The following is a 15,183-nucleotide window of genomic DNA, read 5'->3' on the forward strand; positions in this document are numbered from 1 at the left end:
CCACCCCCACCACTCCCGCCCTCCACGCAACCACCGTCGCCTCCCTCGCCGCCCCCGTCCTCCGTGCCTGGGACACCCTCCCCGCCTGGGCTCGTGACGAGGCCCCCCAGCCCGACACGGCGACCCTCTGCCACGGTGATCTCCACCTCGGCCAGCTCGTCCGGCATCCGGCCCGGGACGGCGCCTGGCGGCTCATAGACGTCGACGACGTCGGCGTGGGCGTGCCGGCCTGGGACCTCGCCCGCCCGGCCGCCTGGTTCGCGTGCGGGCTGCTGCCGCCCGACGAATGGCACCGGTTCCTGACCGCCTACCGGGCCGCCGGCGGCCCGGCCGTGCCCGCCGACGGCGACCCCTGGCCCGCGCTGGACGTTCCCGCCCGCGCCCTCACCGTGCAGACGGCCGCCCGCGCGATCACGAAGGCGGCGGCCGAGGGACGCCGCCCGGACGAGATCGAGCAGGCTCTCGTCGACGCCTGTGACCGAATGGCTTCCGTCCCCCCGGAGTTGGTCCGAGAAGAGGCGAAGTAGGGTGCAACCGACCGCAGCCGGACAGAGTCTGTCCTGGCGATACACGAAGCAGGACCGACCGGCGAGGAGTTGAGCCGAGCATGCAGTGTCCGAAATGCCATGCGCCGATGCACACGTACAACCGCAATGGTGTCCAGATCGAGCAGTGCAGTGGCTGCCGCGGGATCTTTCTCGACTACGGCGAGCTGGAGGCGCTGACCCGCCTGGAGTCCCAGTACGCCCAGCCCGCACCGCCGCCCCCGGCCGCCCCGCAGGCGTACCCGGCGGCCGCGCCGCAGGCCCCCGCCTGGGGTGCCCCGCACGGTGGCCACCACGGCGGTCACTACGGCCACAAGCGGCACAAGAGCTTCGGCCACATGCTGTTCTCCAGCTGAGCCGCACCGGCACGACGAAGCCCCCGGTCATCGACCGGGGGCTTCGGTGTGTGGACGATACTGGGATTGAACCAGTGACCTCTTCCGTGTCAGGGAAGCGCTCTCCCGCTGAGCTAATCGTCCGCGGGACCACAACCCGCAGGTCGTGGGTGTTGCGTGCGCGATACTGGGATTGAACCAGTGACCTCTTCCGTGTCAGGGAAGCGCTCTCCCGCTGAGCTAATCGCGCGGGTCAGACCTTCGATGATCTGTCGAAGATCCAGTGGACGATACTGGGATTGAACCAGTGACCTCTTCCGTGTCAGGGAAGCGCTCTCCCGCTGAGCTAATCGTCCTTGGAGGTGGAGACGGGATTTGAACCCGTGTAGACGGCTTTGCAGGCCGTTGCCTCGCCTCTCGGCCACTCCACCAGGAGTGTAGGGGTTCGGGATGATCCCCTGTTCCTTCGAGCGGACGACGAGGCTCGAACTCGCGACCTCAACCTTGGCAAGGTTGCGCTCTACCAACTGAGCTACGTCCGCTTGTCGTTTCGTTCCGCTCCCGCGGCCCGGCGACGTGTTGAACTCTAGCGGATTCCGGGGCCAGCACAAAAACGCGTTTGTGCAGCGTGCTGCGCTGCGCCTGCTCAGGGACCCGGGGGAGCTCCCCGAAGGGACATGGCCAGGTCACCCGCAGGACACCGGCCATAGACTCGACTGCGTGCTCGACCTCCCTCCCCTCGCCCGCTTCGGCGACCGCGTCGCCACCGGCCTCCTCGATGTCACCAGTGACCCCGCGGCCCTGGACTCCACTGGTTTCTGGGCCGTCTGCGCCGACTTCGAGGGCGGTCTGACCTGCGCCCGCTTCCGCGACGTACGCGAGGAGCCGGTGCCCGCGCCGGTGCCGGGGGAGTGGCTGGGGCCCGCGGTCGATGACTGGACGTCGTCGCTCGATCGCGCCGCGTACACGGCGGGCGTACGGCGTATTCGCGAGCACATCGCGGCCGGCGAGGTCTATCAGGCGAACCTGTGCCGGGTGATGAGCGCGCCGATCGGGGCCGGCGCCGATGTGGACGCCCTGACCGCCCTGTTGGCCCGCGGCAACCCGGCGCCGTATGCAGGAACGATCCGGCTGCCGGAGCACGGGGTCGAGGCAGCCACCGCCTCCCCTGAACTCTTCCTGCGGCGCGACGGGCGTGTCGTGGAGTCCGGGCCGATCAAGGGCACCGGGCGCACCGAGGCGGACCTGCTGGAGAAGGACTTCGCCGAGAACGTGATGATCGTGGACCTGGTGCGCAACGACATCGGCCGGGTGTGCGCCACCGGGACCGTGACCGTCCCCGATCTGTGTGCCGTGGAGAAGCACCCGGGCCTGGTGCACCTGGTGTCCACCGTGCGCGGCGAGCTGCGGGCCGGCATCGGCTGGACCGAGCTGCTCGACGCCGCGTTCCCGCCCGGCTCGGTCACCGGCGCCCCCAAGTCGAGCGCCCTGCGGATCATCGACGCGCTGGAGACGGCGCCCCGCGGACCGTACTGCGGCGGCATCGGATGGGTCGACGCCGACCGGGGTGTCGGCGAGCTGGCCGTGGGGATCCGTACGTTCTGGATCGACCGGGCCGAAGGCATGCTGCGGTTCGGCACCGGCGCCGGGATCACCTGGGGATCGGATCCCGAGGGGGAGTGGCGGGAGACCGAGCTGAAGGCGTCCCGGCTGCTCGCGGTAGCGTCGGGTGCGTACGAGGTGAGTGGAGAGGGACTGCAATCGTGAGGATCTGGCTCGACGGCGGGCTCCAGGACATCGAGTCCGCCCGTGTCTCCGTCTTCGATCACGGCCTGACCGTGGGCGACGGCATCTTCGAGACCGTGAAGGCGGTGGACGGCCGTCCGTTCGCGCTGACCCGGCACCTCGACCGGCTGACCCGCTCGGCGCTCGGCCTGGGTCTGCCCGAGCCCGACCACGACGAGGTCCGCCGCGCCTGCGCCGCCGTCCTGGAGGCCAACCCGATGCCGCTCGGCCGGCTGCGCATCACCTACACCGGCGGCCACGGCCCCCTCGGCTCGGACCGCGGCGACCAGGGCCCGACCCTCCTCGTCGCCCTCGGCGAGACCTCCCGCCGGCCCGACTCGACGGCCGTGATCACCGTCCCCTGGACCCGCAACGAACGCGGCGCCCTGACCGGCCTGAAGACCACCTCGTACGCCGAGAACGTCGTCGCCCTCGCCCGCGCCCATGAACACGGCGCGAGTGAAGCGCTGTTCGCCAACACCGTCGGTCAACTCTGCGAGGGCACCGGCTCGAACGTCTTCGTCGTCCTGGACGGCGAGATCCACACCCCGCCGGTCGCCTCGGGCTGCCTCGCGGGCATCACGCGCGCGCTCACGGTCGAGTGGACCGGGGCCAGGGAGACCGACCTGCCGCTGGACGTGCTGGAGCGGGCCGAGGAGGTCTTCCTCACCTCCACGCTGCGGGACGTCCAGGCCGTGCACCGTGTCGACGACCGGGAACTGCGGGGCGCGCCGGGCCCGGTGACCGCCAAGGCCATGCGGATCTTCGAGGAGCGGGCCGGCGACGACCTGGACCCCTGAGGTCCGGAAAATGGGCTGCCGCGCGTCGCCGGGGTGGGTAGAACACCCCTGATGACCACGACCCTGCGGCCGACCGAGCCGCTTCAGCACCACGCGGACGGGACGCGCTCGCGCCGCTACCAGGTGTGCGTGAACAGCCGTCCCGTCGGCGGGATACGCCTCGCCACGCACGCCCAGTACGGCCCGACCGTGGCCTGCGTCTCCGAACTGCGCATCGAGGAGCCGGACCGCAGGCGCGGCCGTGCCACGGTGGCCGCCCTCGCCGCCGAGGAGGTACTGCGCGGCTGGGGCTGCAAGCGTGTCGAGGCGTCCGTGCCCGGCGGCGCCGACGGAGCGCTCCGGCTCGCCACGACCCTCGGGTACGTCGTGCGCAGCCGCAACATGACGAAGCGGCTGAACGGCACACCGCCCGAACTTCCCGTGGGCAGCGTGCCCCGGGCCATGACCGAGGCCGAGTTCGGCCCCTGGCTGGCCTATGAGCGCGAGGAGTTCGCGCGCAGCCTGATCGCGAGCGGGGTGCCGCCCGCCGACGCCCGCAAGAAGGCGGACGACGGGCACAAGAGGTTCCTGCCGGACGGGCTCGCCACCGAGAACACGCTGATCAGCGTGCTGGAGCACGAGGGGAGCCCGGTCGGCAGGCTGTGGCTGGGCCTGTGGCCCGACACCGCGTACGTGCTCGATGTCGAGGCCGACCCGCGCTTTCGCGGCCAAGGGCACGGACGTGCCCTGATGCTGCTGGCCGAACAACAGGCCGCCGCCGGCGGCAAGGACCGCGTCGGTCTGCACGTCTTCGCCGGCAACGCCCCGGCGGAGCGGCTCTACGAGTCCCTCGGCTACGAGACGACCGCCTACAACCTGGGCAAGGATCTGCTCTAGCCCGAGCCGAGGGCTCGCCGGCGGCGAAACTCCCGAGGGCGGGGGCCTCCCGCTCAGCGCTACGCCCCCTCCGCCAGCAGGCGGTCCGCGATCTCCTCGATGCGGGCGCGCAGGCCTTGCTGGCTCTTGCCGCCGTCCAGGCGCTCGCCGTCGATCACGTAGGTCGGTGTGCCGGTCACGCCGATCGCCTTGCCCTCGGCCTGGTCGGCGTCGACGATCAGGATGTGCCGGCCGTCGATCAGCGCGGTGTCGAACTCCTCGGCGTCCAGACCGAGTTCCCGGGCCGCCTCGACCAGGAAGGGTTCCCCCTCACGGTCCAGCTCCTCGACCCGGCCGAGCACGGCCTCGACGTACTCCCAGCCCTTCCCCTGCTCCAGCGCCTCCTCGGCGGCCTGCGCGGCGGCGAAGGCGTGCTTGTGCTTCTCCAGCGGGAAGTGCCGCAGGCGCAGCTCCAGCCGGTCGCCGTAGCGGGCGCGCAGGGCGCGGAGATCGTCCAGGGCGCTGCGGCAGTCGGGGCACTGCAGCTCGCACCAGACGTCGAGGACGGGGGCGGCGGGGCGGTCGGGGGAGGAGTCGCTCATGGCCCCAGTCTCCCAGCCCTCGCCCGGACGACCCAATCCGACCTGGGCCTCCGGCCAATCCGACCTGGGGCTCCGGCCGGGGCCGGCCCGGAGGCCGCGACACGACCGGCACCTGCGAAGGAGGCGACCCGGAGATGTCCCTGATGTCGGGCCGAGGCATGGCCGGGCGGGGGCGGGACGGTGCAGGATGGAAGGGACGAAGTGCCCTGTCCCGACCCAGCCTGCCTGGAGGCCCGGATGATTGCCGAGACCGTCTGTTCAGCCGTCGCCGCGGCCGGCCTGGGCATCGCGGCGGTCACGGCGTACCGCAAGCGTTTCCTCGCAGCCACGCGCATCGCCGCGTACTCGCTGGTGCCCCTCGGCCTGGTGATGACCGGAGTCGTCGAGTGGCTGGCGGACACCGCCTTCAGCCCGACGGCCTGGGCGGGCTTCGGAGTCCTCGGGGTGTCCTGGATGCTCTTCGCGACCACCCGGGCGGTGGAACGCCGCCGCGGCGGCACCCGCAAGGAACGCAAGGAGGCCCGCGCCGCCGCGCGGCGCGACGCGGTGGCCCCCACGGCCTCGGCGCCCTCGCTGGGCGCGGGCTCCCGTCAGTCGACCCGGCCCGCGACCGCGCCCAAGGCGGAGAGCGGGGAGGACTTCAGCGACATCGAGGCCATCCTCAAGAAGCACGGCATCTGACCGCTGCGTCAGGGCTGAAACGACACAGTGGGTCGCGCCGCGTCCGTAAATGATCACGACTCGAAGCGGACATCACGGAATCCAGCGAACTCCCGCTCATTCCGGGCGTGTTGATCGCGTGATGACGGGGACTTGCGTCATCATCGCCGCGAGATGCTGGACACGACACAGAGCGAGGCCACACCGTCTCAGGACGAGCCTCGCGGGTGCCTCTTCGCCCTTTCCCAGCCACCGCTGATGATCTTCCTTGCGGTGATCGGGTGTCTGCTGCTCATGGCTGCGCTGCACGATCTGCTGCTGCTCTGAGCCGTACCCGCGGCCCCCGGCGCCACCCGCCGGGGTCCGCGTCGACACACCTGTCGTGCCGGGCGGACCGTTCAGCCGGCCGCTTCCTTGCGACGCGCTCGGTAGGCGGCCACATGCAGACGGTTTCCGCAGGTCCGGCTGTCGCAGTACCTGCGCGACCGGTTGCGGGAGAGATCGACGAAGGCGTGCCGGCAGTCGGGCGCCTCGCAGCGCCGCAGCCGCTCCTCCTCGCCCGCCACCACGAAGAACGCCAGCGCCATGCCGCAGTCCGCCGCGAGATGGTCGGCGACGGAGGCGCCGGGGGCGAAGTAGTGCACATGCCAGTCGTAGCCGTCGTGGTCGGTGAGCCGAGGGGTGGTGCCCGCGGCGGCGACCAGTTCGTTGATCAGGCCCGCGGCGGTCCGGGCGTCCGGAGCCGCGAAGATCGCGGCGAACCGTCCGCGGACCTTGCGCACCGCCGACAGATCGAACTCCGACAGCACCCCGACATCGCTGATTTCGTGCTTTCGTACGAAATCTCCTAGAGCGGCGACATCCGCCAGTCCGTCCGACGCCTCGTCGTCCTCCGGCACGGTGTTCACCAGATCCACCACGGCATCGAGCGCACACCGGGTGTCATGGGTGATCAGCACGTTTCGCTCCCTGGCCTGGTGGTCGGGCGGGGTGCCCGCCGATGCTGGCCGATGGTAGTGGCTCACGGAACCCCTACCCGGGCCGCGCCCGTGCGCGGCTGTTCCGATTACAACGCCACAGCGGCGCCGACGGTTCCCGCGCGGGCGCACCCGTCCCGCCTCAGGCGCCTCTCCCGCCCCGCGAGCCCCCTCACCCACACGCACACCAGCGCCGCCCCCGCGATGCGGAGACGGCGCTGCTGCGTGCCGTATGCGGTTGTCTTGGCCCGAGCCGTCTCCCCGAGTCGACGGCGCCGGGCGGCTTGTGGGGGACCTCGCCCTAACTCTCCGCCAGGATGTGGGACAGCTCCTGATCGAGGTCGAAATGCCGATGTTCCGTGCCGGGAGGCACGGCGGCATCCGTCCGCTTCAGGAACGACTCCAGAGCTCGCGCGGGCGCCTCCAGCAGCGCCTCGCCCTCCGGAGAGCTCAGGGCGATGCAGACGACGCCCTGACCATGACTGCGCGACGGCCAGACGCGGACGTCGCCGGTGCCGGTGGGCCGATGCAGCCCCTCCGCGAGGAGGTCACGGGCGAACACCCACTCGACGGTCTCTTCAGCTCCGGTGTGGAAGGTGGCGTGCACGGCGTAGGGGTCGGCCGTGTCGTACCGCAGGCCTGCGGGGACAGGCAGGGAGGACTCGCTCGACACAACGAGGCGCAGGTGCAGCTCGCAGCTGACCGTGGTGTTCATAAGCGCCAGGGCCTTTCGCTCAGTGTGCGCTCGGGGATTCGCACGTCGGCGAAATCGACATGCCACCTACGGTGCCGTTGTAAACCCCTCTGAGTGTTTTGCGTGTCTTTACGTAACTCTTCCGGCCGAGAACCTGTTCGCGAGGTACGCCCATTCCGGTGACTGGTTTCGGTCCGGTAGGGTTTGGCCGTATGAATACGGGGAGTAACGAGCCGGGCGATGTTGCCATGGCTGCGGACGAGACAGAAGTGGATGGTGTGAAGGACGACAGCGAGCAGGGGCTCGGGTCGCGAGCGCCGGAGTTCATCAAGGCGCGTAGAGCGCTGCATCTGAGCTGGCAAGTGGGCGTGTTCGTGATCGGCCTGGCGATAGTCGTCGCCGGCATCATCCTGCTGCCGTTGCCGGGCCCGGGCTGGGTGATCATCTTCGCCGGCATGGCCGTCTGGGCGACCGAGTTCGTCTGGGCCCAGCTGGTGCTGCGCTGGACCAAGCGCAAGGTCACCGAGGCGGCCCAGCGTGCCCTCGACCCGAAGGTGCGGCGCCGCAACATCATCCTGACGACGATCGGCCTCGTCATCGTGGGCGCGATACTCGCGTTCTACCTCTGGAAGTTCGGCTTCGTCATGCCCTGGAAGATCAAGGACCAGTGATCCGCGAGGGGGGTGCGTCGGTCGGCCGGTGCGCGTTCGCGCTGGTCACCCGCACCCCCTGACATGGGGTAATGTTCTTCCTGCGTCCGGGCGATTAGCTCAGTGGGAGAGCGCTTCGTTCACACCGAAGAGGTCACTGGTTCGAACCCAGTATCGCCCACCCGGAACCGACGGCCCGTCTGCGAGAGTGCAGACGGGCCGTCGGCGTTCTCGCGTCGTGGTCCCGGGGGCCCGCGCCCGCCGACGCCCGTCCCGCGACTCGTCGGGGGTCGCGCGGCCCGTTGGCCGGCGGCCGTGCGCCCGCGCCACCCCGCCCCGTTCGGCCCGCCGACCGCACGCCCCCTCACCTGCGGCATCGCCTCGTGGGTCGGACCGGTCCGACCTCACGCGCCGTCAACTGGGCGGCCCGGCCCGCAAGAAATTCCTGTCCGAATCATTGACGCACCCCGGGGCCCTCCGTAACTTGTGCCAGCAAGCGCTTACTTGAAACGATTCATGCAGGCGGCAACGACGCTGCGGGGAGGCCCGACTGTGGGAACCAACAGGAATGTCGACAGGCGCACGATCCTGAAGGCGGCCGGTGCCACGGCCGCCACGATCGGGCTCGCCTCGACCACGGCGTGCGGGGGCGACGGGGGTGCCTCCGCCGACGGAACGGTGACGATCCGTTACGCATGGTGGGGTGCCGAGGACCGTGCCGAGCGGATCAACAAGACCATCGCGCTCTTCGAGAAGAAGTACCCGAAGATCAAGGTCAAGACGGACTTTCAGCCGTACACCGACTTCTGGAAGAAGTTCAACACCCAGGCCTCCGGGGGGAATCCGCCGGACGTGTTCCAGAATGCGATTGGATTCCTGCGCAAATACGACGCGAAGAATGTGCTGCTCGATCTCGGTGAGCAGGTCGAGGCCGGCAACCTGTCCATGGACGGCTTCCGCGCGGGCCTGGACAAGTTCGGTGAGATCGACGGCAAGCTCCTCGGTGTCCCGGTCGGCTCCAACTCCATGGCCCTGGTCATCGACAAGCCCGTCTACACCAAGGCGGGCGTCAAGCCGGAACAGGGCTGGACCTGGGACGACTTCGACGCGGCGATGAAGCGGATCCGCGACCGGACCGGCCGCGCGGGCGACAGCGGCATGTACGGGGTGATGTACCTCTACGACCTCTACCTCCGCCAGAACGGCAAGGCGTTCTTCACCGAGGACGGACTCGGGTTCACCGAGACGGATCTGACGGACTGGTGGACCAAGGCCGAGAAGGGCGTCGAGGAGGGCGTCTATGCCGACGCCAAGAAGGTCGCCCAGATCAAGCCCAAGTCGGCCGTCTCCGCAGAGCTCGCCGGTGGCGAGTTCACCTGGGACAACTTCACCGTCCGCTACACCTCCGAGGGCAAGAGCGAGTACGGCCTCGCGCCCATCCCGACGACGGACGGCAAGAAGACCGGCCAGTACCTCGGCTCCCTGATGCTCAGCGCCTCCAAGCGCACCGAGCACCCGAAGGAGGTCGCCCAGTTCATCGACTTCATGGTGCACGAGCCCGAGGTCGCCAAGATCATGGGCTACGACCGGGGTGTGCCCGCCACACAGGCCCAGTTCGACGCGTTCCAGCCGACGGACGAGGTCAACAAGGGGATCGCCGCCTACGAGACCTCCCTCGTCGAGGCGGGAGTCCTGGAGCCGATCACCCCGCACCCGAACGGCGCGGACATCTGCGAGGCCGCGTTCCTGCGCATCGCCGAGGAGCTCGCGCTCGGCAAGCGCTCGGTCGACGAGGCCGTCAAGCAGTTCTTCACCGAGTCGAAGACGGCTCTCGTCGTCTGATGGGGATGACCGTGACACACGCCCCTGCGACGGAGGACCTGACCAAGGACTCCGAGCCGCGGCACGGACCGGTGAAGCCCGAGCGACCCGCCGCCCTCAAGCGGCGGGTCCGCCGGGAGAACCTGGCCGGCTACCTCTTCATGTCCCCGTGGATCGCCGGGTTCCTGCTGCTCACCGCCGGCCCGATGATCGCCTCGCTCTACTTCGCCTTCACCGACTACAACCTCTTCGACGCGCCCAAGTGGATCGGACTCGACAACTTCTCCGAGATGTTCGGCGATCCCCGCTGGCGCCACTCGGTGCAGGTCACGCTCTGGTACGTCGTCGTCGGCACGCCCCTGAAGCTGCTCGCGGCGCTCGGCGTGGCCCTGCTCCTCGCGCAGAAGCGACGCGGCCAGGCCTTCTACCGTGCCGCCTTCTACGCCCCCTCGCTGATCGGCGCGAGCGTCTCCGTCGCGATCGTCTGGAAGGCGATCTTCTCGGACGACGCGATCGTCGACCGTACGCAGAAGATCTTCGGGATCGACGTCGGCGGCTGGACCGGTGACCCGGACCTGATCATCTACAGCCTGGTGGCGCTCACCGTCTGGCAGTTCGGCGCCCCGATGGTCATCTTCCTCGCCGGCCTCAAGCAGGTTCCGCGCGAGCTCTACGAGGCGGCCGAGGTGGACGGGGCCGGCAAGTTCCGCCGCTTCTGGAACATCACGCTGCCGATGATCTCCCCCGTCCTCTTCTTCAATGTCCTGCTGGAGACCATCCACTCCTTCCAGATCTTCAGCTCGGCGTACATCGTCGGCGGCGGCGCGGGGGGCAACGCCTGCGGTCCGGCCGACGGCTCGATGGTCTACACCTGCTACCTCTACGTCCAGGGCTTCGAGAACAGCCGTATGGGCCTGGCCTCCGCCATGGCCTGGATGCTGCTCGTCGCGGTCGCCCTGGTCACGGCGGTGCTGTTCTGGTCCCAGAAGCGCTGGGTGCACTACGAGGAGGGCGCCCGATGAGCACCACCGAACTGTCGACCTCGCGGGCCGGGGCACTGCGCCGCAGGCTGCCCGGCTCCGCCGCCTGGCACATCGGGTCCCTGCTGATCCTCGCGGTGATCCTCTACCCGGTGATCTGGGTCGTCGGCGGCTCCTTCAAGAAGAGCGAGGACATCGTCGGCAGCCTGGATCTGTTGCCGGGGGACCCGGTGCTGTCCAACTACACGAGCCTCGCCGACGGCATCGCCGACATCTCCATCTCCACCTTCTTCTTCAACTCGCTGTTCCTCGCGGTCGGCTCGGTGATCGGGATCGTGGCGTCCTGCTCGCTGACCGCCTACGCCTTCGCGAGGATCAGGTTCGCGGGCCGGAATCTGCTGTTCACGCTGATGATCGGCACGCTCCTGCTGCCGTACCACGTACTGCTCATCCCGCAGTACGTGCTGTTCCGCAACATGGAGATGATCAACACGTACACCCCGCTGCTGCTGGGGAAGTACCTCGCCACCGAGGCGTTCTTCGTCTTCCTGATGGTGCAGTTCATGCGCAATCTGCCCAAGGAGCTCGACGAGGCGGCCCGCCTCGACGGCTGCGGGCACTTCAGGATCTACTGGTCGATCATGCTGCCGCTGTGCCGGCCGGCCCTCATCACCAGCGCGATCTTCACCTTCATCAACGCCTGGAACGACTTCATGGGCCCGCTGATCTACCTCAACGAGCCCGACAAGTACACCGTCTCCCTCGGCCTGAAGATGTTCGTCGACCAGGAAGGGCTCGCGAACTACGGCGGCATGATCGCCATGTCGCTGGTCGCCCTCCTGCCGGTCCTCGCCTTCTTCCTGGCCTTCCAGCGGTATCTGATCGACGGCATGGCGACCTCCGGACTGAAGGGCTGAGGCGGTCACGATGGCCCGAGCACGCACCAAGGCACGTACGGCAGGCGGGGAGTCCGTGTTCGCCGAGCGGTTCGCCCTGTTCGCCGAATGCCTGCTCACCGGGGTGTGGATCGCCGTGGCCTGCCTCGGAGTGGTGACCTATCCGGCCGCGCTCGCCGCCGGGGCCCGGCATCTGCACCGCAGGATCGCGCACGAGAGCGGGGGGCTTCGGGAGTTCGTCGCCGACTTCCGGGTGGCGGTGCGCCGCGGCTGGGTCGTCGGGCTCGCCGGGTGGGCCGTGGCCGCCGCGGTCCGGGTGGACGTCCAGGCCGCGCGGGCCGGGATTCCCGGTGGGCCGCTCGTCGGGGCGATCGGGCTGTTCGCGTTGCTCGTCGCCGTCGTGGCCCTGCTGCGGGCGGCGGCCCGCTGGACGCCGGACGCCGGCTGGTGGGCGCTGCTCACGGGGGGCGGGCGCCGTACCGTGCTCGACCCCGCCGGGTCCTTCCTCATCATCGGCGGGCTGGCCGTCGTGGCCGCCTCCGCCTGGTTCGCCGCGCCGCTCGCGGCCCCGGTGCTCGGGGCCGTCGTGGCGGCGGCCGTCGCCGTGGAGGAGCGGTACCGGCACCGCTGAAAGGCCGTGCCCCCGCACGAAGCCGGCAGTGCGGAACGGCCGCGCCCGCAGGAAGTCGGTGCCGCTGACGGGCGGTGCCCGTTCGCAAGGTCGGCGCCCGGGGCGCCGCACCTCTCTCTGTCATGCCCCTGACCATCCCCTGCACGCGCACGGAAAGGAAAGGCCATGTCCCCCATCCCCCGCAGGTCCCTTCTCAAGGCGGCCGCGGTCGCCGGAGCAGCCGCACAGTTCAGCTGGGCACTAGGAGCGAAGGACGCGCAGGCCGCGCCCGTGGCCGAGGCCGCCGAAGCGGAGCCCGTGACCCTGGACTGGCTGGAGGACGGCGGCCTCGGCGCCGCGCCCGGCTCCACCGTCGGCGTCCCCTGGCCGAAGGGCGCGTACCAGGAGGACCAGACGTTCGCCCTGACGGACGCCGACGGCAAGGCCGTCCCCGTGCAGTCGTGGCCGATCGCCCACTGGCCCGACGGCTCCCTCAAGTGGACGGCGCACGCGGTCGGTTCGGGCGACGGCAGGCTCACCCTCACCGCGGGGGAGCCCGCCGCCCCTGCCAAGAAGGTCACCGTCGACAGGAGCGGCGGGACCATCGACGTCTCGACCGGAGTCATCACCGTGCGGATCGGCAAGTCGGGCGCGACCCTCGTCAAGTCGGTCACCCGCGGCTCCACGGAGATCGCCAGGAACGGACGGCTCGTGCTGATCCGGCAGCCCGAGATCGAGGACGAGGACCAGGGCGCGGTCAGGACCGAACGCTTCGAGGGGGCGATCTCCGAGGTCACCGTCGAACAGGACGGGCCGGTCCGCGCGGTCGTCCGCATCGACGGCAAGCACCGCAGGGGCAGCCGCAGCTGGCTCCCCTTCTCCATCCGGCTCTACTTCTACGCGGGCGCCGACTCCTTCCGCATGGTGCACACCATCACCTACGACGGCACGCAGGAGCCGGGCCGGGCGAGCGGCGACTTCATCCGCGGCATCGGCGTCCGCTTCACGGTGCCCATGCGGGACCAGTCCTACGACCGGCACATCCGCATCGGCGGCGAGGGCACCGGCCTGCTCCGCGAGGCCGTCAAGGGCATCACCGGACTGCGCCGCGACCCCGGGGCCGCCGTACAGGCGGCGCAGTTCGCGGGGGAGAAGCTGCCCGACCCGGCCACCTGGGACCAGCGCGTCACGACCCGCCTCCAGTACATCCCCGAGTGGGGCGACTACACCCTCTCCCAGCTCTCCGCCGACGGCTTCACCCTGCGCAAGCGCACCAAGAAGGGCCACGGCTGGATCGGAGCCGGCGGCGGGCGGCGCGCCTCGGGGTTCGCCTACGTCGGCGGTGTCGGCGGCGGACTCTCGCTCGGGCTGCGGGACTTCTGGGAGAAGTACCCCGCCCAGCTCGACATCCGCGACGCCCACACCGACGCGGCCGAGGTCACCATGTGGCTCTGGTCGCCCGAGGCCCAGCCCATGGACCTGCGCTTCTACCACGACGGCATGGGCCAGGACACCTACCCCGAGCAGCTCGAAGGGCTCAACATCACCTACGAGGACTACGAGCCGGAGTTCGGGACGCCGTACGGCATCGCCCGTACGTCGGAGCTGCTGTTCTGGGCCAACGAGTCGACGCCTGCACCGGAGACCCTGGCCCGCCAGATAGAGGCCGTCCGCGTGCTGCCGCAGCTCGCCGCACCGCCCGCGCAGCTCATCAAGGCCAAGGTCTTCGGGCCGGGGCTGTACTCCGAGCCGGACCGCTCCACACCCGCCAAGGCGAAGATCGAGGACCACCTCGACTTCCTCTTCACCTACTACAAGGACCAGGTGGAGCAGCGCCGTTGGTACGGGTTCTGGGACTACGGCGACATCATGCACACCTACGACACCGTCAGACACCAGTGGCGGTACGACATCGGCGGCTACGCCTGGGACAACTCCGAACTCTCGCCCGACCTCTGGCTCTGGTTCGCGTATCTGCGCTCCGGCCGCGCCGACATCTTCCGCTTCGCCGAGGCGATGACCCGGCACACCGGCGAGGTCGACGTCTACCACCTCGGCGAGTGGGCCGGCCTCGGCACCCGGCACGGCGTCCAGCACTACGCCGACAGCGCCAAGCAGCAGCGGATCGCCAACACGACGTACCGCCGCTACTACTACTTCCTCACCGCGGACGAGCGGGTCGGCGACCTCATGCACGCCAACGTCGACTCCGACGAGACGTTCCTCGTCCTGGACCCGATCCGCAAGATCCGCACCGAGCCGTACACGCCCGACCGGCACGCGCTGTCGATCGGCTTCGGCACGGACTGGAGCGGGCTCGTCTCGGCGTGGCTGACGGAGTGGGAGCGCAAGGGGCCCAAGTGGGAGAAGGCAAAGGCGCGGGTGCTGTCGACGATGGAGACCATCGCCGCGCAGCCGAACGGGTTCGTGCAGGGCAGCGGGCTGTACGACCTCGACACCGGCAGGTTCGCGATCGCCCCGGAGCCGGTGGTCGGGGTCTCGCACCTGTCCGCCGTCTTCGGGCTCAACGAACTGTGCGCCGAGCTGATCGACCTCGTCGACATGCCGGCGTTCAACGAGGCGTACTTCGACTACTGCCGGTACTTCAACGCCACCAAGGCGGAGCAGGCGGCGCGGTACGGGTCGAACTTCGGGTCGCTGCTGCTGTTCCAGGGGCACTCGCGGCTGGACGCGTACGCGGCCGTGCGGACGGGGGACGCGAAGCTGGCCGCCCGCGCGTGGGAGAAGTTCTACAACTCCGACGGGTACAAGGAGTCGGCGCCCTGGAAGACGGAGGCGCTGAGTGGGCCGACCGCCTTGGTACCGGGTAGTGAGGCCGCTTGGGTGTCGACGAATGACACGGCGCTGTACGGGCTTGCCGCCATCGAGAACCTGGCGCTGCTCGGGGACAGGATGCCGTGACGGTTCGTGGGGAACTGCGGACCGCTGTGGCTGGTCGCGCAGTTCCCCGCG

The 15,183-nt window shown here is 69.9% G+C and carries 16 protein-coding genes and 6 tRNA genes; 14 read left to right on the forward strand and 8 right to left on the reverse strand.

The features are described 5' to 3' along the window. Positions 1-527, forward strand: a 527-nt coding sequence (locus tag ACGFW6_RS27585; RefSeq protein WP_393515291.1) for a phosphotransferase family protein, incomplete at its 5' end; no start/stop codon positions are given. Positions 528-607: 80 nt separating this feature from the next. Further along, positions 608-901 (forward strand): zf-TFIIB domain-containing protein, encoded by a 294-nt coding sequence (locus ACGFW6_RS27590; RefSeq protein ID WP_380863328.1) that lies wholly within the window; start codon positions 608-610, stop codon positions 899-901. Between the two features lie 51 nt (positions 902-952). Here the strand turns inward: ACGFW6_RS27590 and ACGFW6_RS27595 are convergent. The 5 genes from ACGFW6_RS27595 to ACGFW6_RS27615 form a co-directional block, all read right to left on the reverse strand. Next, positions 953-1,024: transfer RNA gene (locus tag ACGFW6_RS27595), tRNA-Val, on the reverse strand. A gap of 34 nt (positions 1,025-1,058) precedes the next feature. Continuing rightward, positions 1,059-1,130: transfer RNA gene (locus ACGFW6_RS27600), tRNA-Val, on the reverse strand. A 34-nt stretch (positions 1,131-1,164) separates the two neighbouring features. After that, positions 1,165-1,236: transfer RNA gene (locus ACGFW6_RS27605), tRNA-Val, on the reverse strand. A gap of 1 nt (position 1,237) precedes the next feature. Continuing rightward, a tRNA-Cys gene (locus ACGFW6_RS27610) sits at positions 1,238-1,311 on the reverse strand. Between the two features lie 38 nt (positions 1,312-1,349). Then, positions 1,350-1,422: transfer RNA gene (locus ACGFW6_RS27615), tRNA-Gly, on the reverse strand. A 178-nt stretch (positions 1,423-1,600) separates the two neighbouring features. On the opposite strand from ACGFW6_RS27615, the gene ACGFW6_RS27620 reads away from it, so the two are divergent. Genes ACGFW6_RS27620 through ACGFW6_RS27630 form a run of 3 tightly spaced genes read left to right on the forward strand, consistent with a single transcriptional unit; the run spans position 1,601 to position 4,341 of the window. Continuing rightward, positions 1,601-2,647 carry a chorismate-binding protein gene (locus tag ACGFW6_RS27620; protein ID WP_393515294.1) on the forward strand — a complete coding sequence of 349 codons (1,047 nt, stop codon included), beginning with the start codon at positions 1,601-1,603 and terminating at the stop codon, positions 2,645-2,647. After that, positions 2,644-3,465, forward strand: coding sequence for an aminotransferase class IV (locus ACGFW6_RS27625; RefSeq protein WP_393515297.1), 822 nt, complete (start codon positions 2,644-2,646; stop codon positions 3,463-3,465). The genes ACGFW6_RS27620 and ACGFW6_RS27625 overlap by 4 nt, the downstream gene beginning before the upstream one ends. A gap of 51 nt (positions 3,466-3,516) precedes the next feature. Continuing rightward, positions 3,517-4,341 (forward strand): GNAT family N-acetyltransferase, encoded by an 825-nt coding sequence (locus ACGFW6_RS27630; RefSeq protein WP_393515300.1) that lies wholly within the window; start codon positions 3,517-3,519, stop codon positions 4,339-4,341. A gap of 59 nt (positions 4,342-4,400) precedes the next feature. Here the strand turns inward: ACGFW6_RS27630 and ACGFW6_RS27635 are convergent, their stop codons facing one another. Further along, on the reverse strand, positions 4,401-4,922 hold the full coding sequence (locus ACGFW6_RS27635) for a DsbA family protein (protein ID WP_393515303.1): 522 nt from the start codon (positions 4,920-4,922) through the stop codon (positions 4,401-4,403). A 237-nt stretch (positions 4,923-5,159) separates the two neighbouring features. Between ACGFW6_RS27635 and ACGFW6_RS27640 the strand changes: the two genes are divergently transcribed. Both ACGFW6_RS27640 and ACGFW6_RS27645 read left to right on the forward strand, forming a co-directional pair. Then, positions 5,160-5,603, forward strand: coding sequence for a hypothetical protein (locus ACGFW6_RS27640; protein ID WP_393515306.1), 444 nt, complete (start codon positions 5,160-5,162; stop codon positions 5,601-5,603). Between the two features lie 153 nt (positions 5,604-5,756). Beyond that, on the forward strand, positions 5,757-5,909 hold the full coding sequence (locus ACGFW6_RS27645; protein WP_163017197.1) for a hypothetical protein: 153 nt from the start codon (positions 5,757-5,759) through the stop codon (positions 5,907-5,909). Between the two features lie 71 nt (positions 5,910-5,980). Here ACGFW6_RS27645 and ACGFW6_RS27650 read toward each other — a convergent pair whose 3' ends face one another. Both ACGFW6_RS27650 and ACGFW6_RS27655 read right to left on the reverse strand, forming a co-directional pair. Beyond that, a complete protein-coding gene (locus tag ACGFW6_RS27650; RefSeq protein WP_393515309.1) occupies positions 5,981-6,541 on the reverse strand; it encodes a CGNR zinc finger domain-containing protein in 561 nt (186 codons plus the stop codon). A gap of 319 nt (positions 6,542-6,860) precedes the next feature. Further along, positions 6,861-7,274, reverse strand: coding sequence for an SsgA family sporulation/cell division regulator (locus tag ACGFW6_RS27655; RefSeq protein WP_004002642.1), 414 nt, complete (start codon positions 7,272-7,274; stop codon positions 6,861-6,863). A gap of 191 nt (positions 7,275-7,465) precedes the next feature. Between ACGFW6_RS27655 and ACGFW6_RS27660 the strand changes: the two genes are divergently transcribed. The 7 genes from ACGFW6_RS27660 (at position 7,466) to ACGFW6_RS27690 (ending at position 15,132) form a co-directional block, all read left to right on the forward strand. After that, entirely contained in the window at positions 7,466-7,924 is a 459-nt protein-coding gene (locus ACGFW6_RS27660) for a TIGR02611 family protein (RefSeq protein WP_393515312.1), read from the forward strand. Between the two features lie 88 nt (positions 7,925-8,012). Continuing rightward, positions 8,013-8,084 (forward strand) — tRNA-Val (locus ACGFW6_RS27665). Between the two features lie 335 nt (positions 8,085-8,419). Next, a complete protein-coding gene (locus tag ACGFW6_RS27670; RefSeq protein ID WP_393515315.1) occupies positions 8,420-9,745 on the forward strand; it encodes an ABC transporter substrate-binding protein in 1,326 nt (441 codons plus the stop codon). Next, positions 9,745-10,746 carry a carbohydrate ABC transporter permease gene (locus ACGFW6_RS27675; protein WP_393515318.1) on the forward strand — a complete coding sequence of 334 codons (1,002 nt, stop codon included), beginning with the start codon at positions 9,745-9,747 and terminating at the stop codon, positions 10,744-10,746. Before ACGFW6_RS27670 ends, ACGFW6_RS27675 begins: the two co-directional genes overlap by 1 nt. After that, positions 10,743-11,621, forward strand: coding sequence for a carbohydrate ABC transporter permease (locus ACGFW6_RS27680; RefSeq protein ID WP_393515321.1), 879 nt, complete (start codon positions 10,743-10,745; stop codon positions 11,619-11,621). The genes ACGFW6_RS27675 and ACGFW6_RS27680 overlap by 4 nt, the downstream gene beginning before the upstream one ends. 10 nt (positions 11,622-11,631) lie before the next feature. Beyond that, positions 11,632-12,231: a hypothetical protein gene (locus ACGFW6_RS27685; protein ID WP_393515324.1), complete on the forward strand. Its 600-nt coding sequence runs from the start codon at positions 11,632-11,634 to the stop codon at positions 12,229-12,231. Positions 12,232-12,396: 165 nt separating this feature from the next. Then, complete coding sequence (locus ACGFW6_RS27690) at positions 12,397-15,132, forward strand: Tat pathway signal sequence domain protein (protein ID WP_393515327.1); 2,736 nt, start codon at positions 12,397-12,399, stop codon at positions 15,130-15,132. The last annotated feature ends 51 nt before the right edge of the window (positions 15,133-15,183 follow it).

The sequence above is a fragment of the Streptomyces sp. Y7 genome, assembly GCF_043195415.1.
Taxonomy (GTDB): Bacteria; Actinomycetota; Actinomycetes; order Streptomycetales; family Streptomycetaceae; genus Streptomyces.

Bases quoted from the DNA above. Each gene is read 5' to 3' on its own strand.
- ACGFW6_RS27645 (WP_163017197.1), top strand. From the start codon at position 5,757: ATGCTGGACACGACACAGAGCGAGGCCACACCGTCTCAGGACGAGCCT.
- ACGFW6_RS27590 (WP_380863328.1), top strand. From the start codon at position 608: ATGCAGTGTCCGAAATGCCATGCGCCGATGCACACGTACAACCGCAAT.
- ACGFW6_RS27660 (WP_393515312.1), top strand. From the start codon at position 7,466: ATGAATACGGGGAGTAACGAGCCGGGCGATGTTGCCATGGCTGCGGAC.
- ACGFW6_RS27675 (WP_393515318.1), top strand. From the start codon at position 9,745: ATGGGGATGACCGTGACACACGCCCCTGCGACGGAGGACCTGACCAAG.
- ACGFW6_RS27655 (WP_004002642.1), bottom strand. From the start codon at position 7,274: ATGAACACCACGGTCAGCTGCGAGCTGCACCTGCGCCTCGTTGTGTCG.
- ACGFW6_RS27690 (WP_393515327.1), top strand. From the start codon at position 12,397: ATGTCCCCCATCCCCCGCAGGTCCCTTCTCAAGGCGGCCGCGGTCGCC.
- ACGFW6_RS27680 (WP_393515321.1), top strand. From the start codon at position 10,743: ATGAGCACCACCGAACTGTCGACCTCGCGGGCCGGGGCACTGCGCCGC.
- ACGFW6_RS27685 (WP_393515324.1), top strand. From the start codon at position 11,632: ATGGCCCGAGCACGCACCAAGGCACGTACGGCAGGCGGGGAGTCCGTG.
- ACGFW6_RS27670 (WP_393515315.1), top strand. From the start codon at position 8,420: ATGCAGGCGGCAACGACGCTGCGGGGAGGCCCGACTGTGGGAACCAAC.
- ACGFW6_RS27630 (WP_393515300.1), top strand. From the start codon at position 3,517: ATGACCACGACCCTGCGGCCGACCGAGCCGCTTCAGCACCACGCGGAC.
- ACGFW6_RS27635 (WP_393515303.1), bottom strand. From the start codon at position 4,922: ATGAGCGACTCCTCCCCCGACCGCCCCGCCGCCCCCGTCCTCGACGTC.
- ACGFW6_RS27640 (WP_393515306.1), top strand. From the start codon at position 5,160: ATGATTGCCGAGACCGTCTGTTCAGCCGTCGCCGCGGCCGGCCTGGGC.